Genomic DNA, 19,385 nt, shown 5'->3' with positions numbered 1-19,385 from the left:
AGAGACTTAATTTTTAATAACAATTTATCATTTCTAGGGTTGGGTTGGTATCTTTGCAAGATATGGGGACAAAGCATACCGAGAATACTACCGACCTGGATAAACTGGATCCTAAATCCTTTATCATCATTAAGAATGCCCGGGTAAATAATTTAAAAAACCTGAGCATTGCCATTCCAAGAAACAGATTAGTGGTGGTGACCGGATTGTCAGGTTCAGGAAAGTCTTCACTGGCTTTTGATACCCTGTTTGCCGAGGGGCAGCGCATGTACGTCGAAAGCCTGAGTTCCTACGCAAGACAGTTTTTAGGGAGAATGGAAAAGCCTGAAGTAGAATACATCAGGGGCGTTTCCCCGGCCATAGCTATCCAGCAAAATGTGAACACCAAAAACCCCAGATCTACTGTAGGTACTACTACCGAAGTGTATGATTATTTGAAGCTACTTTTCAGCCGGATTGGAAAGACTTTTTCTCCGGTTAGCGGGGAAGAAGTCAAACACCATACGGTAACTGATGTGGTAGATTTTATTCATGGATTTGAAGAAGGTGAAAAGGTGATGATCAGTTGCCCCCTTCACCTCGTGGAAGGAAGAAGTAAGGAAAAGGAATTGGAAGTACTGTTACAAAAAGGCTATACCCGGATATTAATCGATGGACAGGCTTATTTTGTAGAGGAAATCCTGGAGAATAAAGATTTTCCCGAAGGTGACTATGAGATTCTGATAGATAGGGTTTCCGTTAAAATTGAAGACGAAGACAATCAGTTCAGGATTGCAGACAGTGTTCAGACAGCGTTTTTTGAAGGCCATGGTGCCTGTACCATCGTCGTTCCGGATAGGGCTAAAAAGACTTTCAGTGATAAGTTTGAATTGGACGGGATCAGGTTTGAACTGCCTTCAGTGAATTTTTTTAGTTTTAATAACCCCTATGGTGCCTGCCGGACATGCGAGGGATTTGGCTCGGTTTTAGGAATTGATCCGGATTTGGTAATCCCCGATAAGACCCTTTCCATTTTTGAAGGAGCCATTGCTCCCTGGAGGGGTGAAACAACCAAAAAATGGTTGGAACCTTTGTTAAAAAACGGTATCAGGTTTGATTTCCCTATTCACAGGCCCTATGAAGATTTGAACGAAAATGAAAAAGAGTTGCTTTGGACTGGAAATTCTTATTTCAAAGGTATAAATGAATTTTTTGCCTTCATAGAAAGCAAGCTTCACAAAATCCAATACAGGGTAATGCTCTCCAGATTCAGGGGTAGAACCAGCTGTCCTGATTGTAAGGGAACAAGAATCAGAAAGGACGCATCCTTTGTCAAAATTGATGGCAAATCCATCACCGACATTGTCCTTCTACCATTGGATCAGGCCTTGCATTTCTTTGAGAACATCAGGCTTACTTCCGCAGAGGAAAAGGTGGCCCAAAGGTTATTGAAGGAAATCATCAACAGGCTTGAATACCTCGACCAGGTTGGTCTGGGTTACCTTACCTTAAACAGGCTTACCTCTTCCCTTTCAGGAGGAGAGTTTCAACGGATCAAATTGGCCACTTCATTGGGAAGTGCCTTGGTGGGTTCCATGTATATTCTAGATGAGCCCAGTATAGGCCTTCACCCCAGAGATACCATGCGCCTGATTGCGGTATTGAAAACCCTTCGTGACCTGGGAAACACTGTGATCGTTGTGGAACACGAGGAGAAAATTATCAGGTCTGCTGATCAGGTTATTGATATAGGGCCTGATGCCGGCATTCACGGGGGTGAACTTGTTTTTCAAGGCAGCCTCAGTGAATTGCTGCAGGCCGGAAACACCCATACTTCCCGGTATATCAATGGGCAGGAGTCAATCAGCCTGAAAACAGAAAACAGGAAATGGAAGGATCACATCCTAATCAAGGGGGCCAGGGAAAACAACCTTAAAAACATCAGCGTGAAAATACCCCTGGGAGTGCTTACAGTAGTCACAGGAGTAAGTGGTTCGGGTAAATCCACCCTGGTCAAAAAAGTGCTGTATCCCGCTTTAGGGAAAATATTGGGAACAGTAACAGACGAGTCAGGCAAACTGGAAAAGCTGGAGGGGGATTACAGACAAATCAACAGGGTGGAATTTGTGGACCAGAATCCAATTGGAAAATCATCCAGGTCTAATCCGGTTACCTACGTCAAAGCTTATGACGGCATCAGGTCATTGTTTGCAGACCTACCCCTTTCTAGGCAAAGAGCCTATAAACCTGCCTTTTTTAGCTTCAATGTAGATGGAGGCAGGTGTGAGGCTTGTCAGGGAGAAGGTACTCAAAAGGTTGAAATGCAGTTTATGGCAGACATTTACCTAACCTGTGAGTCCTGTAAAGGAAAAAGGTTTAAGAATGAAATTCTGGACATCAGGTATAAAGAAAAAAACATAGCAGATGTGCTGGCCATGACCATAGATGAAGCCATGGAATTTTTTAAAGGTGTTAATGGGATCATTCAAAAACTAAGGCCCCTTCAGGAAGTGGGTCTCGGATATATAGGTCTGGGCCAATCCTCCAACACCCTAAGCGGAGGAGAAGCGCAGCGTGTTAAATTGGCGTCATTTTTAGGAAAAAATGATACAAGGGCTAAGGATAAAATACTGTTCATATTCGATGAACCAACCACAGGCCTTCATTTTCACGACATCAAAAAACTTTTGCATTCCATTAACGCCCTGATTGATCAGGGTCATACCATTTTGATCATCGAGCACAACACAGAGGTGATCCGTGCAGCAGACTGGGTCATTGATTTGGGTCCCGAGGGAGGAGAAAAAGGGGGGCAGGTTACCTTCGAAGGCGTACCCGAAGACCTGATCCAAATGGAAGAGAATTTTACCGGGATATTTCTTAAAGAACTGGGGAAAAATGGCTACGGATGAGGCAGAAATTGATCATTAAATATTTTTCTCATCCCAGTTAAAATTAATTTTTTGTGATTAAGTATCACTTTTATGTTTTTTATCTCTAAATTTGTTCGGAATCATAGTTTAGTACCTGTTTTGGCATAATTGTTTCAAGGGGATTAGGCTGTGATAAATTTTTACCCTACATATTTTATTCATTGTCATGTTATTCAATTCCATTGAATTCCTGATCTTTCTACCTCTGGTATTTATTCTTTATTGGTTTGTTTTCAATAAAGATATAAAGGTCCAGAATCTTTGGTTATTGGTGGCCAGTTATATTTTCTATGGCTGGTGGGACTACCGGTTTTTGTCACTAATAGCTTTCAGTTCCTTGGTCGATTTCCTGATAGGGCTTCAGCTTAACCGCAGGGATAAGCCGCTACAGCGCAAGGCCTTGTTGTTTGCCAGCATTGCAGTGAACATTGGGTTTTTAGGCTTTTTCAAGTATTATAATTTTTTTGCTGAGAGCTTTGCTGATGCTTTTACGCTCCTGGGCAGACCCATGGATCCTGACAGGCTTTCAATTGTTTTACCGGTTGGCATCAGTTTTTACACCTTCCAGACCATGAGTTATACCATTGATGTCTACAGGAAAAAGCTGGCTCCTTCCACGGATCCTGTTTCATTCTTTGCCTACGTGAGTTTTTTTCCCCAACTGGTGGCAGGGCCAATAGAGAGGGCTACCCATTTATTGCCTCAATTCTTCAAGATGCGGGAATTTGAATTGGGAAAAGCAAATGATGGGATGCGTCAGATATTGTGGGGATTGTTTAAAAAAATTGTTATAGCTGACAATTGTGCCATCTATGTCAATGATATTTTCTCGAATTATGGAGATTATTCAGGCAGCACCTTGTTTCTGGGTGCGGTACTTTTTGCCTTACAAATTTACGGGGACTTCTCTGGCTACTCTGATATTGCCATTGGTTCGGCCCGTTTGTTTGGCTTTGAGTTAAGGAAGAATTTTGCGTTCCCTTATTTTTCCAGAGACATAGCTGAATTTTGGCGAAGGTGGCACATCTCCCTATCTACCTGGTTTAGAGATTATGTGTACATTCCTCTCGGAGGAAGCCAGGAGAATAAAATCAAAACCATCAGGAATATCTTCATTATTTTTATTGTGAGCGGATTCTGGCATGGGGCCAACTGGACCTTTATTTTCTGGGGAGCCTTGCATGCTGCTTTCTACCTGCCATTACTGCTGACCAGAAATAACCGGAAATATACTTCAGATACAGTAGCTTCAGGAAGGCTACTGCCTTCGGCAAAAGAGGTTTTTCAAATGGGTACCACCTTTATGCTGACATCCCTTGCCTGGATATTTTTTCGAGCAGATAGCATAAGCATGGCCCTGGATTACCTGTCTATCATTTTTTCAGCTAGCCTTTTGGAGCTTCCGGTCAAGGACTTCTGGACCATGAATACCGGAAACCACCTGATATACCTTTTCTTTCTTATCATAGGATTTGTATTGGTCGAATGGCTTCAGCGTGAAAAGAACCATGGTCTGGAATTTGATGTAAGCAGGGTGCCCAAAGTGGTTAGATGGAGTGCTTATTATGCAGTGATTATCTTTTGCTTTCTTATGAATGGTGTCCAACAGGAGTTTATTTATTTTCAATTTTAAGTAAAATGAAAAGGTTTATCATCAATTCCCTTATTTTTCTGGTTCCCTTCTGCCTTTATTGTTTGTGGATCATTCTGATTGATCCTTTCAATTACTTGAACCGCTCTGGCTTGATTTCCGATGAGCAAAAGGAAGCAGTGGCCATGGACATTGAACCTCACCTTTATAAAATGATAGCTTTTCGAAATGCACCTAAAAATAATTGGGTCATAGGAGACTCCAGGACTAATGGGTTGTATGAAGTGATGAATCACGAAAACTGGTCCAACCTGGCTTACGGGGGGGCAAGTTTGAAGGAAATGATACAGTCATTTTGGTGGGCAACTTCGATTCATCAGCCCGATACGGTATTGATGGGTATTAATCTAAGCCTTTACAACAAATACAATAAGAGGTTTTGGGTAGAGGAGACCATTAGCAGAAAAAGTAATTTTTTCTCTTATGCATTTAACAACTACACTTTTAAGGCCGCCTATTCGCTAGTCATGGCCGGAGAGCAGGCTGGAGATTCCGCTCCCGAAGCTGACGATTCAGCAGATAAAATCTATTTTTGGGAGCAAAAACTAAAGGGAGTGGATAAGTTTTACGGAAAGATGGCTTATCCGGATGAATATTTTAGTCAACTGAAGGAGATATCAGTCTACTGCAAGAAAAATGACATCAAACTTATTTTTTGGATCCCCCCATTACACCAGGATTACCAGGAATTGGTAGACCGATATGAATTGGAGGATTATGATGACAGATTTCTTTCTGATTTGAGGAGCCTGGGAGATGTATTTAACTTTAATGAAAAGTCCAGTTTGACGAGGAATAAAGATAATTTTAGGGATCCCGTGCACTTTACAAATGAAATTGCCCGGATGATTCACAAAGAGATCAGAACCTATTCTCCAAAAAATTCCATATTTTACAAAGAAATTGATTCCCGGCTATCTAACTTTAATTAAAAGGAAATTTTTTTCCGACAATGAACCGTAAAAAGGGGGCTTATTACCGTCCTTATGAATGGGCTTTCAATTATTAAAAATTAACAGTAAATTCCCCACCCGATAAGAAAATACGGGAAAGGTTAATTCACAAAAACGCAACACAAGCATTTCATAAGTTCATTCATGTTAAAAATATTGCAATCAACAATTGTCCTGGGAGCATCGGGTTTGACATTGCTTCTTGGCAGTACCTATCAGGATGAAGTGTCTTTTGACCCGTATCAACAAGAAATCCCAGATACCGGTTTGTCATTCGGGATGGTTCCTATTCCGGAAGGTACGTTTAAAATGGGAAATAGTACAGGAGAACCGGATGAGCGCCCGGTTCATGAAGTAGAAATTGCCCCATTCTGGATGGCTTCACATGAAGTTACCTGGGATTTGTTCGAATTGTTTTTAGACAAGGGCTTTGAGGAGTCGATCAGTGAAGGACCTTTGAATCCGGAAGTAGATGGATTGAGCAGGCCATCCATTCCATACCTGGACATGACTTTTGGGATGGGGAAGGAAAATAAGCCCGCCATTGCCATGACTCAATATGGAGCGATTCAGTTTTGCAGGTGGTTGTATCTGAAGACGGGTATATTTTACAGACTTCCAACGGAAGCAGAGTGGGAATATGCGGCTAAAGCCGGATCAGATACAGATTATTTTTTTGGAGATGATCCGGGAGACCTTGAAAAGTATGCCTGGTATGCTGCCAATAGTGATGGGACCACACATAAAGTGGGTCAGAAGGAACCCAACCCCTGGGGCCTGTATGATATTTTGGGAAATGTCAATGAGTGGACGCAAGATCACTATCAGCCGGATGCCTATGAAATAAGGGGAAATAAAGCTTCCAATCCCTTGTATGAATCCGAGGAATTGTACCCTAAGGTAATCCGTGGAGGTAGTTACAAAAGTGAGCCGGAAATGCTTAGGACCAGCAAGCGCTTTGCCAGTACACCAGAATGGAAGCGAATTGATCCACAAATCCCGAAAAGTCAATGGTGGTTTCCGGAAGCCCCGTTCCTGGGCATGCGCCTGGTAAGGCCACTCGATACGCCCAGTCCTGAAGAAATAGAAAAATATTATGGCACCACGCCAATGGAAGATTATTAATTACCTAACTCAAAATAATATGAAAATTATCAAAAATAACCAAAGAAGGGATTTCCTGAAAACTTCTGCCCTCATAACAGGAGGGGCAATGTTAAGTCCTTTTTCGCTCCCCGGAGCTTATGCTGCAGGTGATGATGCCATTAAAATTGCCGTTATCGGATGTGGTGGCAGAGGAACGGGTGCTGTTTTTCAAGCCTTTGAAACGGGACACAATATCAAGCTTGTAGCCATGGCGGACGCATTTAAAGACCGTCTCGATCAAAGTTACGAACGCATTTTCAAGCGGTATGGCAAAGACAAAGTAGTTGTGCCTGAGGAAATGAAGTTGGTTGGATTTGACGGTTATAAAAAAGCCATGGAAGCGGCAGATGTAGTGATCATTGCTACACCTCCGGGGTTCCGGCCAGATCATTTTGAAGAAGCTGTAAAGCAGGAGAAGCAAATTTTTATGGAAAAACCTGTCGCTACTGATGCGGTAGGGATACGCCGGGTTTTGGCAGCTGCAGAAATCGCCAAAGCAAAGAAATTGAATGTGGTGGTTGGATTGCAGCGGCATTACCAGGACAATTACATCCAGACCATTGACCGCATCCATGATGGAGCCATAGGTGACATCATCGGCGGGCAGGTATTCTGGAACGACGGCGGGGTCTGGGTAAGGGAAAGACAGCCAGGACAGACAGAGATGGAATACCAGATGAGAAATTGGTATTATTTCAATTGGCTTTGTGGGGACCACATTACGGAGCAGCATGTGCACAATATTGATGTAGCCAACTGGGTGAAGCAAGGCTATCCTGTAAAGGCAGAAGGTACTGGTGGAAGGACCGTGCGCAGGGGTAAGGACCATGGAGAAATATTTGACCACCATGTAGTTTTGTTTACCTACGAAGATGGTACGGTGATCCACAGCGAATGCCGGCATTTTCCGGGAGCCGCCAACAAGGTAGATGAAGGATTCCAGGGAACAAAGGGAAGAGCCTACATGAATGCGGGGCATACCGGAAGGCTAAGTGATTATAAAGGCAATAGCCTTTATGAGCATGATGGAGAAAACAATGCCAACCCTTATCAGGTGGAGCACGACCAGCTTTTTGCCGCCATTGTCAAAGGAGAATACAAATTTGCAGATGCTGAAAATGCGGCCAAAAGTACCATGACCTCCTTGCTGGGAAGGAATGCAACCTACTCTGGCAAAGTGGTAACCTGGGATGAGGCCATCAACTCGGAGATCAGCCTGATGCCGGAACGCCTGGCCTGGGATGCCATGCCTAAGGTTGTTCCTGATGAGGAAGGTTATTATGCATTTGCCGTTCCAGGAAAAACCAAAGTAGTTTAAGTTTTATGGAAAGAAGAAAATTTATCAGGAATGTTTCCCTGGGAACAGCAGCAGCCGGAATAGCTGGAATAAGTGATTTACAGGCGGGACAATCAGTACAGAAAAAGGCAGAAGAAACCTTTAATCTGGATTATGCACCACATTTTGGCATGTTTAAACATCATGCAGGAGAGGACCTGCTGGACCAGATTACCTTTATGCATGAAATGGGTTTTCGTAGCTTGGAGGATAATGGCATGATGAGAAGAACTCCTGAAATGCAGGAGAAAATTGCCAACCACATGGCCAAACTGGGTATGACCATGGGAGTTTTTGTTCTGGATAAAGGAGGAAATGGAGCCAACACCCTGGCAGCCGGCAAACAGGAGCACGTGGATATTTTTCTGGATGGATGCAGGAAGGCCGTGGAGGTAGCCAAACGGGTAAATGCCAAATGGACCACAGTGGTTCCAGGAGATTACCAGAGAAATTTACCTTTGGATATCCAAACGGCTCATGTTATCGAAGCTTTAAGGAAGGGGGCTGAAATCCTTGAACCACATGGACTGACCATGGTATTGGAACCCTTGAGTGACACCCCCAACCTGTTTTTGCGGTATTCTCCCCAAACCTACCTGATCTGTAAAGGAGTCAATAGTCCCAGTTGTAAAATCCTTTATGACGTTTACCACCAGCAAAAGAATGAAGGGCACCTGATTTCCCTGATGGACTTGTGCTGGGAGGAGATTGCTTACATACAGATTGGAGATAATCCCGGAAGGAAAGAACCGGGCACCGGAGAAATCAATTACCAGAATGTATTTAAATACTTGTATGAAAAAGGGTTTAAAGGCGTTTGTGGGATGGAACACGGCAATGCAAACCCCGGATTAGAAGGGGAAAAAGCGGTGATTGAAGCCTATAGAAAGGCAGACAGTTTTCTTTAATTGGAATATATAGTATATAAATAAAAAAGGGAAAGGTACCATACCTTTCCCTTTTTGTTTGAAAATCTATTTTAATTCAGAAAACCTTTCCTTTTGAGGATGGTTTCTACAAATTTTATTTCGTTCGGGCTGTTAAATATTTTAAACGGCAGGTGAATAAACTGGGCCTTGGATAAAACAAGGATATAGGCATCTTTTTTGACTTGAGCATCTTTGACCATTTCCCATTTTATGGGCATTCCCTGTTTGGAATTGATTTTCATCATGACTTGACGGCTGTCAATTTCATAGGACAGCTTTTCAAACATGACCTTGTTTTGCTCCATTTGGGTCACCCCTGCGAACTGGATTACCCAGAAAAGCCAATAAAGTGCGTAGGCCAGTAGTGCCATGCTAATCCACCACCAGGAAGGTATCCAAAAGTAACCACAGGCAATCGCAATGGCAATAAGGGCTACCCACCATTGTTCCTTTAAAATATTCTTTAATCCCTGTTTGATATAGGTTCCGGTTTCGAGTTTATATTTTTTTGTTTTGACAATCATTATTCATTATTCAATTTGATGGGCAAATATCTTATCTAATCCTTTAGATAGCAAGTTTATTTTGTTTCCCGTTGGAATTTTATTTTTTTCCAACAATGTGACCAATCTCCGGGTTAACTTGTTGATTTATTAAAAATTATATTGTAATTTGATTGAAATCTTTAGGAATGATGAGTAGCCTGGTAATCGATTTGATATTATGTGGAGTAGCCTATGTGGTTCTGATTTATTTTGTGGCTACCCTTACAAAAGCAAAAATAAACAGAAACAGGAAAAACAATGATGATGATGGCGATGGGGGAGTAGAAGACCTCACTCCGCCGAAAATAGACCTGCCACCTGGCATTGTATGGCCTGGTGAAGATACAGAGAAGCCTAAAAAACCAGTTATTTTGTAATATTTAACTGCAATTTTTACAAGTCCCCTGAATCAATAAACTCATTTCTTTTGGAATATAGCCCTTGGGGAGGTTGATTTTAGGCAAGGAGATTTCCTCCAGGCAATTCGTATTCCCACAGACTTCACACTTAAAGTGCACATGTTCGTGATCATGGTGCGGTTCTTCAGCATTATGGTTACAAAGAGCGTATTTTGCTGCACCTGTATCATCCAGTACTTTATGTATCAAATCGTTTTCCAAAAAAGTTTTTAAGGTTCTGTAGATCGTGACCCGATCAAAGCTTTCTTTCAGGGCTTCTTCCAGATCAGCGTGGGATAACGCCACTCGCCTGCCCAGAAAGGTTTTTAAAACATCTCTTCTACAACTGGTAACCCTTAAATTACTATCCTTTAATATATCAGCTGTTTTAATTGCCATCAGATCAGGTTTACTGCGATAAATTTCATTCCATCCATCCGAGTTCCGGTTTCCTATGGTAAACTTGTTTTATCAAAGAATAATTCCCGTTATTTCCGGCCGGTCAAGGGAATTATTTCATTTTTTTCCATGCTTTGAATACAAGAACCCCTCCAATGATTGTTATAAGTGTAGCAGCGGATGCTGCAATGGTTTGTCCATAGATCCAGAATCCCACCGCAAATAATGCCGCATAAACCATAATGGATGCGATAAGCATGAGTCCGATCTCCATAGGCAGCTGCCCTACTTCTTCTTTTTCTTCAGGGTATTTGGCCAGTAGCTTTTTCCATCCCCAGGATGCTGGTCTCACTTTTCTGTAAAAACTTAAAAGCACCTTATCATCTTCCGGTTTGGTCAGTAGGGTGACCGCCACCCAGGTGAGGGTAGTGAGGGAAACCCCAAAGACCAGCTTCAAATAAGCCATGTCGTCGGGAATAGGCCAAAAGCCCAACTTATTATGAATGGATTCAAAATATATGGCCACTATGAATGAAACAATCATAGCGGAAATTTCGGTATAAGCATTGATCCGCCACCAAAACCAGCGGAGGATAAATATCAGCCCCGTGCCTGCACCGATCTGCAATAATATATTAAATGCTTCCAGGGCGTTGGAAAGCACCGTAGCCAACAAAGCCGCCAATACCATCAGACCCACAGTGGATATCCGTCCTACTGCTACCAATTCCTTATCGCTGGCTTCAGGTTTGACGAATCTGGAATAGAAATCGTTGACCACATAAGAAGAGCCCCAATTGAGGTGGGTGGATAGGGTTGACATGACAGCAGCTATCAGGGAAGCAAGTACTACCCCGGCCAGGCCAGAGGGTAAAAAGGTCAACATGGCTGAGTAAGCCAGGTCATCACCTAGTTTGCTTTCTTCAATGTTTGGAAAAGCTTCCTGCATGTCACTCAATTGGGGAAATAGGATGAGGGACGATAGCGCAATGATGATCCAGGGCCAGGGCCTGATGGCGTAGTGCGTAATGTTAAAGAGTAGGGTGGCCCCAATAGCGTTTTTTTCATCCTTGGCTGATAACATCCTTTGGGCAATGTACCCCCCGCCTCCTGGTTCAGCTCCAGGATACCAGGTAGCCCACCACTGCACGGCCAAAGGCATGATAAATAGTGGGATCAGTAAATTCCAGTCGCTGAAATCCGGAATCAGGTTCAATTTGCCGACCACATTGGGATGGGTGAGCAAGTTATTCAGGCTGCCGATTTCCGGTAAACCAACCACATAAATCGCCGCCCCAAAAGCACCTCCCATGGCAAAGAAAAACTGAAAAAAATCTGTCAATAGTACTCCTTTTAATCCTCCTAAGGAACTGTAAATCACCGTGACTACTGAAACGACCAGCAGGGTTTCCCAGGAACTCAAGCCCAACATGACACCGAAAATTTTGATGGCTGCCAGAGAAACGGTGGCCATGATCACCACGTTAAAAAATACCCCCAGGTATATTGCCCTGAAGGCCCGGAGAAAAGCAGCCCCTTTTCCTCCGTATCTCAATTCATAAAATTCCAAATCAGTGGTTACCTCCGATCGCCTCCACAATTTAGCATATACAAATACAGTGAGCATACCAGTCAATAGAAATGCCCACCATACCCAGTTACCTGACACACCATTCTTTCTGACAATATCAGTAACCAAATTTGGCGTATCTGCTGAAAAAGTGGTGGCCACCATACTGACACCCAAAAGCCACCAGGGCATGTTTCTCCCGGAAAGGAAAAACTCTTTTGCATTTTTGCCGGCTGTCCTGGAGGCAATTACCCCTATCAGCATGGAAATGACAAAAAATAGAATGATGATGGCCCAATCGATGATTGAAATATTCATGGTTAACTAGCTTAATGTATGTTCGATATTACCCCAGGTAGCTCCTTAAAACAACTTCTATTAAGTTTTGGGAAAATTTTCTCAAATAAATAAAACTTTTTCAATTATTTTAAATAATTCAGGTAAAATTTGATATATCAGATTTCTGGCTTCTATTTGGATAACGCTCATTCAGCGGAGGGGTAAATATAAAGCCTTTCAATAATATATATTTAAAAGTATTGTAATTTTACCAAATCATTGCGCATTAAATTTGAAATTAAAGAAAAAAATAATCCAACCAATTACATGATATGGAGGAAGGTATTTTGGAAGCATTGAAAGCAGCTTATGGTTTAGGTGTTGAAAGGCTCGATGTAAGGCGGTTTGGTTCCGGCCATATTCACAAGACTTATCGGGTGGATACAGGTTCCGAGGACTATATTTTACAAGCCTTTAATGATCAGGTATTCAAATTTCCAGAGCATATATCTGCAAATCAACAATATTTGTTGGATCAATTTGATCCAAAGGATTTGCCTTTTTCACTTCCATTGCCCATAGTCAATGACAGGGGAACATTTTTTACCCATCTGGGAGGGGAATTGTACCGCTTATTTCCTTTTGTCAATGGAATCACAAAAGATGCCATCGAGCAGGCAGGCCAGGCAAAAATAGCCTCAGAGGCTTTTGCCCACTTCGTTCTGATTTTTTTGCAGGCCGATGCAGAAAGGCTAATGGACACCATCGTGCATTTTCATGATTTGGAAAAGCGGTTTGAGCAGTTTGATGTAGCGCTGAAATCTCCAAATGTTCAGGTAAATAGCGCTACAAAGGAAATGATTGGTTTTTACCATGGAATGAGGGAATTACTGGAAAAGTACCTGGTTTACCGGAAGGAACTTCCGCTTAGGGTGACCCATAATGACACAAAAATCAACAACCTGATTTTTAGCGAAGATATGGAAAAGGTAAATGCGCTGATAGACCTGGACACCATTATGGCTGGTTTCGTTTTTTACGACTTTGGGGATCTGGTTCGCACAGTGGCTTGTACCAAGGATGAATCCTCCCTGGAATGGGACAAGATTCAGGTGGATATGAATAAATATGAAGGCTTGTTGGAGGGATTTTATAGTGTATTGGGGGGTAAGATTCAGCAAAGGGAACTGGAATCCCTTCCTTTTGGAGGAGAGATGATGACACTGATCATGGGGCTCCGATTTTTGACAGATCACCTCATGGGGAATGTGTATTATCAGGTGGCTTATCCGGAACAAAACCTGCACCGGGCACAAAATCAGGCAGCCCTTCTTAGGGCATTGATAGCCAAAAGGGGAGAGATAGAAGTCCTGGAAAAAAAGTTGAAGAATAAATTATCTTTGTAAGTAGGGGCCGAAAACTGTAAATCTTGACTGGATTTTTTGAAACCAAAATCGAATACCTCAAAGGGGTGGGGCCACAAAAGGCCGCCTTGCTCAACAAGGAGTTAGAAATTTTCACTTTTGGTGAAATGTTGCAGCATTATCCTTTCAGGTATGAAGACAGAACCAGGTTTTATAAAATAAGGGAAATTCAACCTGATTTGCAGCAGGTGCAAGTGATTGGCAGGATCATGTCTGTACAGACCATTGGAGAGGGCAGAAAAAAAAGGTTGGTGGCACAATTTGCCGATGAGACTGGCAGCATGGAACTCACCTGGTTCAAAGGCATTCAATGGGTGAGCAAAAAATTGGTAAGGGGAGCAGCGCTGGTAGCCTTCGGTAAACCCCAGCTTTTTGGAAGTCGGTTCAGCATGGCGCATCCCGAGCTTGAGCCCCTTTCCGGAAGGCAAGATAAGGGGCCTTATTTTCAGCCGGTATATCCTACCACGGAAAAGTTGAGGAATAGATTTCTGGACAGCAGGGGCATATCCAAAATAATGGCTGCCTTGCTGCCATTGGCTTTTTCAAAGATCCCGGAAACCCTCCCTTCCAGCCTTTGTCAGTCTTTGCAGCTGGTTTCCAGATCAGTCGCCATAAGGGAAATTCATTTTCCTTCCAGCCCGGAAAATCTCAGAAAGGCCAGCTACCGGTTGAAATTTGAGGAATTCTTTTTTTTGCAGCTCCGTTTATTAAAGCTCAAACTGGCAAGGACTGAGAAGTTCAGGGGTAAAGTGCTCGGGCAGACCCAATTGTTAACTCAATTTTACCAGAAACACCTGCCATTTGAACTTACAGAGGCACAGAAGAGGGTCATCAAAGAGATCTACGCTGACCTCAAATCAGGGATGCAAATGAATCGCCTCATACAAGGGGATGTAGGTTCCGGCAAGACCATTGTGGCCTTTATTTGCCTTTTGGTGGCAGTGGATTCGGGTTACCAGACCTGCCTGATGGCACCTACAGAGATATTAGCCAACCAGCATTTTGAGGGTTTAAAGCCTTATACTGAACAGATGGGGCTCAAAATTGCGATCTTGACCGGGTCAAGTAATAAGAAGCAACGGGAGCTGATCCACCGCGACCTGGCCTCCGGAGCTCTTCACCTGTTAATAGGGACTCATGCGCTTTTGGAGGATGTGGTGGTTTTTCAGCAATTGGGTCTGGCCATAATTGATGAGCAACACCGTTTCGGAGTGGCACAGCGGGCCAAATTATGGGCCAAAAACAAGGATTTTTACCCCCATGTGCTGGTGATGACCGCCACCCCTATCCCCAGGACCCTTGCCATGACCTTATATGGAGACCTGGATATTTCAGTAATAGATGAATTACCTGCCGGCAGGAAAGCCATTCAAACCGTACACCGGTATGACAAGGACAGGCTAAAAGTTTTTGGTTTCCTTAAGAAGGAAATTGCCAAGGGAAGGCAGGTATACATTGTATACCCCTTGATAGAGGAGTCCGAAAAGAGCGATTTGAAAAGCCTGATGGATGGGTACGAGAGCATTTGCAGGGCTTTTCCGGGGCTTCCGGTGGGCATATTGCATGGGAACATGAAGGCCTCGGACAAGGATTTTGAGATGGCACGTTTTGTTAAAAGGGAGACCAAAATTATGGTAGCAACCACTGTCATAGAAGTAGGTGTAAATGTACCCAATGCCTCGGTGATGGTGATTGAAAATGCGGAGCGTTTTGGTCTCTCGCAATTGCACCAATTGCGTGGCAGGGTAGGCCGGGGATCTGACCAATCCTACTGTATATTAATGAGCAAGTATGAACTGGGAAAAGACAGCAGGGTGAGACTGGAAACCATGGTCAGAACCAATAATGGTTTTGAGATTGCTGATGTAGATTTGCGCTTAAGGGGGCCAGGAGACCTTTCCGGAACCCAACAATCCGGCATTATGGACCTGAAGCTGGCAGATTTGGGGAAGGATGGAGAAATTCTGGCGCAGGCAAGGGCCTCAGCCAAGGCCATACTGGAAGCAGACCCTGGACTGGTTCATCCGGAAAACAGTCCGATTGCTGATCAGGTATCCCGTCTCAGGAAGAATGAGTTGAATTGGAGCAGGATTTCCTGAACTATTTTTTCCTAAAGCAGTAGAAATTAATGGGAAGGCCTTAAATTGGTATGTTTTTAGTACAGGATGGTTAAAGTCTGGATAAATTATGAGGAATAGTATCATCATCAGTGGGATTTTTGTTGGGATAGTTCTGATCAACTCCTGTGTGCCCCAGAAAAAATACCATGAAGTCAATGTAAGGAATGCAGAAATGATGCGTTCTTTAAGGGCTACGGAAAATGATTTGGATAGTACCCAACAAAGCATGAAGCAGCTTCAGGAACTTATGGTCAACCTGGAGGATTCTTTGGCCAAAGAACAGCAGGCCAAGGCAGAATTGGCTTCCAGGCTGGAAAATGCCATGTCCACTTCCTCCTCTGTTCGCCAGGAACTATCCGATAAGGAGCAAAGACTGATGGAGCAACAGGAAACCCTGGATATGCTCCAAAAGCTACTGGATGAGCAAAGGGCCATTATGGAAAATTTAAAAACAACCATGGACAAGGCCCTGGTCCAATATCAATCTGATGAATTACGGGTTTATGAACAGGACGGAAAATTGTATGTGTCTATGCAAGACAAATTGCTCTTTCCTTCCGGAAGTGCTACTGTAAACAGAGATGGAAGAGAAGCATTGGGTAAATTGGCGGAAGTATTGAACAGTAATCCTGATATCCAGGTAATGGTGGAGGGACATACGGACAATGTACCCATACAGGGAAGGTTTGAAGATAACTGGGCTTTGAGTACAGCAAGGGCTTCGGCTATCGTGCGGATATTGACAGATACCTATGATGTGATCCCGGAGAGGGTTATAGCTGCTGGTAGAAGTTTCTATTATCCAAAAGCTTCTAATGAGACGGAAGAGGGAAGGGCAAAGAACAGACGGACAGAAATCATCCTCACTCCTCAATTGAAAGAATTGTTTGAATTGTTGCAATAGAGAAGTAGGATGGAGTACAGTTATTATTTGATATACAAACCCTACGGTACGCTGAGTCAATTCAGCGGTGAGGGCCACACCTTGGGAGAACTTGCAGATTTTCCGGATGATGTTTACCCTGTGGGTCGTTTGGACAAAGACAGTGAGGGTTTGTTGTTATTGACGAATGACAAATACCTTAACCATCGCTTACTGGATCCGGTATTTGGTCATGAACGAACCTATTGGGTGCAAGTAGAGGGAGAAATCACTCCTACAGCAGTGAAGACCCTTGAAAATGGTCTGGGTATTTCCATCAATGGAAAGGTACACCACACGGCCAGGGCCAGGGTCAGTAAAGAAGCCCGTGCGGGATCGATTTTACCGGAAAGGAATCCTCCCATACGTTACCGAAAGGATATTCCGGAATCCTGGATTGCCATGACCTTAAAGGAAGGTAAAAACCGGCAGGTTCGCAAGATGACGGCAGCAGTAGGCTTCCCCACGCTTCGTTTGGTTAGATGGGCGATTGAAGGACTGAGCCTGGAAGGTTTTCAGGTGGGTGAAGTTCAGGAGTTGGAGCAGGAGATAATCTACGGCTCCCTGGGTATTCCCTACCCCGAAAGCAGAAGCCTGCCCGGACATCGACCCAAATTTCATAAAACAAAAAAGAAGAAAAGGTTCTGAATTGGTATAGACCATGATTTATTCTAATTTAGGCTTCAATTTTACAGGCCAGATAAAAATTTAGGCAGAAACCATACTCTGAAACAATAAGGATCCATTATGCATCAGGAGAAGATACAAGAAGTTATCAATGAAGTTAAGAAAGTAGTTGTCGGTCAGGACAAAATGGTGAATCGGCTATTGATTGGATTGTTTACCAATGGACACATCCTGTTGGAAGGCGTGCCCGGTCTTGCCAAAACCCTGACTGTGAATACCCTCTCAAAGGTGTTGCACCTTGATTTTAAGCGGATACAGTTTACTCCTGACCTCTTGCCCTCTGATCTGGTCGGGACCATGATATACAACCAGCAGAATGCCAATTTCGAAGTAAAAAAAGGACCTATTTTTTCCAATATTATTTTGGCAGATGAAGTAAACCGTTCACCTGCCAAGGTACAGTCTGCACTTCTGGAGGCCATGCAGGAAAAGCAGGTGACCATCGGTGAAACGACTTTTACCTTGGACAAACCTTTCCTGGTATTGGCTACCCAAAACCCGGTAGATCAGGAAGGTACGTACCCACTGCCAGAAGCACAGGTGGATCGGTTTATGATGAAGGTAAATATTGATTACCCATCAAAGATTGATGAGCTGGAGGTGATGCGCCGGATGACCAATGCGCATTTTGCCTCAGAGGTTAATCCCATTCTGGATAAGGAGGATATTTTTGCCATTCGGAATGCCATCAATGAGGTTCAAATCGCTGAAGCCTTGGAAAATTATATCATTGAATTGGTTTTTTCTACCAGATTTCCGGAAAAATACGGCATGCAGGAAGAGGCAAAGTACATTCAGTTTGGGGCCTCTCCAAGGGCTTCCATCAACCTGAACCTTGGGGCCAAGGCCATTGCATTTCTGGATGGCAGGGATTATGTGCTTCCTGAAGATATCAAGTCGGTTGCAGAAGATGTATTGAACCACCGGATTATTCTCAACTATGAAGCTGAAGCAGATAATGTAAGCACAAGGGATCTGATCCACAAAATTCTGGAAAAAATACCCCTGAATAAGACCATAGGTATCCGATAGGGTCTGGACTTGTAAGGGAAGTGAATGGAGAAATATAAGTTATATTGGTTGCTACAAATTTTTGGTTGGTTGAGTTTTGCTCTGATCAACCTGTTTTTTGTGTCTCTGGCCAGGGGGATAACCCCCATCCAAATTGGGGCTTATTTTTCATTGGCCATTTTTTATTTCCTTTCTACCCATTTTTTCAGGTTTTTGATCAAAAACCGAAATTGGTTGGAATATCCGCTGACCAAATTGATCAGTCATGTGCTGATCGCTGTATTGCTCCTGAGTGTTTTAAATACATTTGCCCAGATCATCATTAACTGGATTTTTGGCACCTTACATGTGCTGGAGGATTTCAGGCCATTGGTCTTGCTTGCCAATCTGTTCACCAGTTTTCTTTACTATTCCCTTTGGTCATTGATGTATTTCTTGTTTTATTTCCTGGACAATTACAATTCCAGCCTGAAATATCAGGCCCGAATCAATGAAATTAAATTGATTCACCTGAGAAACCAACTGAACCCTCATTTTATATTTAATGCCTTAAACAGTGTCCGGGCCCTGGTGGATGAGAACCCCATCAAGGCTAAATCTGCCATCACCCAGCTGTCCAATATCCTGCGGTACTCCCTTATCATGGACAAGCACAAGACCATACCGCTTTCAGAGGAAATGAATACAGTTAGGGATTACCTGAACCTGGAATCGATAAGGTTTGAGGAGCGGTTGAAGGTGATTTATGATGTAGAGAAAGAGGCCTATCAATTCAGAATTCCACCCATGATGCTGCAGACCATCGTAGAAAATGGGATCAAACATGGCATTTCCAATTTGATCAAAGGTGGTTTGATAGAAATTAAATGCACGATCGGATTGCTCGATGATTTGTATATTTGGGTTCGTAATAGTGGTCGCCTCAATCAGGATGGTTCCTCCAGGAAAAAAGGAGAAGGACATGGGCTTTCCAATACCATACAGCGGTTAAAATTGATTTACGGAAACCGCGCCAGTTTTAAAATATTCAATTATGGAGACGAATTTGTTGTGACAGAAATAAAAATACCAAAACAAAGCCTTAATTTAGATTAAAATTAAAA

16 protein-coding genes are annotated in these 19,385 nt (G+C 43.1%); 13 read left to right on the top strand and 3 right to left on the bottom strand.

What is annotated here, in order from left to right; translation table 11 throughout:
• Positions 1 to 62 precede the first annotated feature (62 nt).
• The 6 genes from uvrA (at position 63) to GL182_RS14900 (ending at position 8,906) form a co-directional block, all read left to right on the top strand.
• Positions 63 to 2,891: an excinuclease ABC subunit UvrA gene (gene uvrA / locus GL182_RS14925; RefSeq protein ID WP_163380575.1), complete on the top strand. Its 2,829-nt coding sequence runs from the start codon at positions 63 to 65 to the stop codon at positions 2,889 to 2,891.
• A 187-nt stretch (positions 2,892 to 3,078) separates the two neighbouring features.
• A complete protein-coding gene (locus GL182_RS14920) occupies positions 3,079 to 4,545 on the top strand; it encodes an MBOAT family O-acyltransferase (RefSeq protein WP_163380574.1) in 1,467 nt (488 codons plus the stop codon).
• Between the two features lie 5 nt (positions 4,546 to 4,550).
• Complete coding sequence (locus tag GL182_RS14915; protein WP_163380573.1) at positions 4,551 to 5,495, top strand: hypothetical protein; 945 nt, start codon at positions 4,551 to 4,553, stop codon at positions 5,493 to 5,495.
• Between the two features lie 165 nt (positions 5,496 to 5,660).
• Positions 5,661 to 6,641 carry a formylglycine-generating enzyme family protein gene (locus tag GL182_RS14910; protein WP_163380572.1) on the top strand — a complete coding sequence of 327 codons (981 nt, stop codon included), beginning with the start codon at positions 5,661 to 5,663 and terminating at the stop codon, positions 6,639 to 6,641.
• A gap of 19 nt (positions 6,642 to 6,660) precedes the next feature.
• On the top strand, positions 6,661 to 7,980 hold the full coding sequence (locus GL182_RS14905) for a Gfo/Idh/MocA family protein (RefSeq protein ID WP_163380571.1): 1,320 nt from the start codon (positions 6,661 to 6,663) through the stop codon (positions 7,978 to 7,980).
• A gap of 5 nt (positions 7,981 to 7,985) precedes the next feature.
• Positions 7,986 to 8,906: a hydroxypyruvate isomerase family protein gene (locus GL182_RS14900; RefSeq protein WP_163380570.1), complete on the top strand. Its 921-nt coding sequence runs from the start codon at positions 7,986 to 7,988 to the stop codon at positions 8,904 to 8,906.
• A 71-nt stretch (positions 8,907 to 8,977) separates the two neighbouring features.
• On the opposite strand, the gene GL182_RS14895 is transcribed toward GL182_RS14900, so the two are convergent.
• Positions 8,978 to 9,451: a YcxB family protein gene (locus GL182_RS14895; protein WP_163380569.1), complete on the bottom strand. Its 474-nt coding sequence runs from the start codon at positions 9,449 to 9,451 to the stop codon at positions 8,978 to 8,980.
• Between the two features lie 170 nt (positions 9,452 to 9,621).
• Here GL182_RS14895 and GL182_RS14890 point away from each other — a divergent pair, with 170 nt between their 5' ends.
• Positions 9,622 to 9,849 (top strand): hypothetical protein, encoded by a 228-nt coding sequence (locus tag GL182_RS14890; RefSeq protein WP_163380785.1) that lies wholly within the window; start codon positions 9,622 to 9,624, stop codon positions 9,847 to 9,849.
• Positions 9,850 to 9,852: 3 nt separating this feature from the next.
• Here the strand turns inward: GL182_RS14890 and GL182_RS14885 are convergent, their stop codons facing one another.
• Entirely contained in the window at positions 9,853 to 10,269 is a 417-nt protein-coding gene (locus GL182_RS14885) for a Fur family transcriptional regulator (protein WP_163380568.1), read from the bottom strand.
• A 112-nt stretch (positions 10,270 to 10,381) separates the two neighbouring features.
• Positions 10,382 to 12,157: a sodium:solute symporter family protein gene (locus tag GL182_RS14880; RefSeq protein WP_163380567.1), complete on the bottom strand. Its 1,776-nt coding sequence runs from the start codon at positions 12,155 to 12,157 to the stop codon at positions 10,382 to 10,384.
• Between the two features lie 293 nt (positions 12,158 to 12,450).
• Between GL182_RS14880 and GL182_RS14875 the strand changes: the two genes are divergently transcribed.
• The 6 genes from GL182_RS14875 (at position 12,451) to GL182_RS14850 (ending at position 19,377) form a co-directional block, all read left to right on the top strand.
• Positions 12,451 to 13,524 (top strand): phosphotransferase enzyme family protein, encoded by a 1,074-nt coding sequence (locus GL182_RS14875; protein WP_163380566.1) that lies wholly within the window; start codon positions 12,451 to 12,453, stop codon positions 13,522 to 13,524.
• Positions 13,525 to 13,547: 23 nt separating this feature from the next.
• Positions 13,548 to 15,641, top strand: coding sequence for an ATP-dependent DNA helicase RecG (gene recG / locus GL182_RS14870; protein WP_163380565.1), 2,094 nt, complete (start codon positions 13,548 to 13,550; stop codon positions 15,639 to 15,641).
• 88 nt (positions 15,642 to 15,729) lie between these two features.
• Positions 15,730 to 16,566, top strand: coding sequence for an OmpA family protein (locus GL182_RS14865; RefSeq protein ID WP_163380564.1), 837 nt, complete (start codon positions 15,730 to 15,732; stop codon positions 16,564 to 16,566).
• 9 nt (positions 16,567 to 16,575) lie between these two features.
• On the top strand, positions 16,576 to 17,232 hold the full coding sequence (locus tag GL182_RS14860) for a pseudouridine synthase (protein WP_163380563.1): 657 nt from the start codon (positions 16,576 to 16,578) through the stop codon (positions 17,230 to 17,232).
• 99 nt (positions 17,233 to 17,331) lie between these two features.
• Positions 17,332 to 18,303 carry an AAA family ATPase gene (locus tag GL182_RS14855; protein WP_163380562.1) on the top strand — a complete coding sequence of 324 codons (972 nt, stop codon included), beginning with the start codon at positions 17,332 to 17,334 and terminating at the stop codon, positions 18,301 to 18,303.
• A 24-nt stretch (positions 18,304 to 18,327) separates the two neighbouring features.
• Positions 18,328 to 19,377 carry a sensor histidine kinase gene (locus GL182_RS14850; RefSeq protein ID WP_163380561.1) on the top strand — a complete coding sequence of 350 codons (1,050 nt, stop codon included), beginning with the start codon at positions 18,328 to 18,330 and terminating at the stop codon, positions 19,375 to 19,377.
• Positions 19,378 to 19,385: the final 8 nt, after the last annotated feature.

This window comes from Cyclobacterium sp. SYSU L10401, assembly GCF_010993705.1.
Classification (GTDB): Bacteria; Bacteroidota; Bacteroidia; order Cytophagales; family Cyclobacteriaceae; genus Cyclobacterium.
Note: the sequence above shows the minus strand (reverse complement) of the source record. Positions and strands in the feature narration are given on the sequence as shown.

Bases quoted from the DNA above. Each gene is read 5' to 3' on its own strand.
- GL182_RS14875 (WP_163380566.1), top strand. From the start codon at position 12,451: ATGGAGGAAGGTATTTTGGAAGCATTGAAAGCAGCTTATGGTTTAGGT.
- GL182_RS14890 (WP_163380785.1), top strand. From the start codon at position 9,622: ATGAGTAGCCTGGTAATCGATTTGATATTATGTGGAGTAGCCTATGTG.
- GL182_RS14895 (WP_163380569.1), bottom strand. From the start codon at position 9,451: ATGATTGTCAAAACAAAAAAATATAAACTCGAAACCGGAACCTATATC.
- GL182_RS14910 (WP_163380572.1), top strand. From the start codon at position 5,661: ATGTTAAAAATATTGCAATCAACAATTGTCCTGGGAGCATCGGGTTTG.
- GL182_RS14850 (WP_163380561.1), top strand. From the start codon at position 18,328: ATGGAGAAATATAAGTTATATTGGTTGCTACAAATTTTTGGTTGGTTG.
- GL182_RS14885 (WP_163380568.1), bottom strand. From the start codon at position 10,269: ATGGCAATTAAAACAGCTGATATATTAAAGGATAGTAATTTAAGGGTT.
- GL182_RS14915 (WP_163380573.1), top strand. From the start codon at position 4,551: ATGAAAAGGTTTATCATCAATTCCCTTATTTTTCTGGTTCCCTTCTGC.
- GL182_RS14900 (WP_163380570.1), top strand. From the start codon at position 7,986: ATGGAAAGAAGAAAATTTATCAGGAATGTTTCCCTGGGAACAGCAGCA.
- GL182_RS14855 (WP_163380562.1), top strand. From the start codon at position 17,332: ATGCATCAGGAGAAGATACAAGAAGTTATCAATGAAGTTAAGAAAGTA.
- GL182_RS14860 (WP_163380563.1), top strand. From the start codon at position 16,576: ATGGAGTACAGTTATTATTTGATATACAAACCCTACGGTACGCTGAGT.
- uvrA (WP_163380575.1), top strand. From the start codon at position 63: ATGGGGACAAAGCATACCGAGAATACTACCGACCTGGATAAACTGGAT.
- GL182_RS14905 (WP_163380571.1), top strand. From the start codon at position 6,661: ATGAAAATTATCAAAAATAACCAAAGAAGGGATTTCCTGAAAACTTCT.
- GL182_RS14865 (WP_163380564.1), top strand. From the start codon at position 15,730: ATGAGGAATAGTATCATCATCAGTGGGATTTTTGTTGGGATAGTTCTG.
- GL182_RS14920 (WP_163380574.1), top strand. From the start codon at position 3,079: ATGTTATTCAATTCCATTGAATTCCTGATCTTTCTACCTCTGGTATTT.
- GL182_RS14880 (WP_163380567.1), bottom strand. From the start codon at position 12,157: ATGAATATTTCAATCATCGATTGGGCCATCATCATTCTATTTTTTGTC.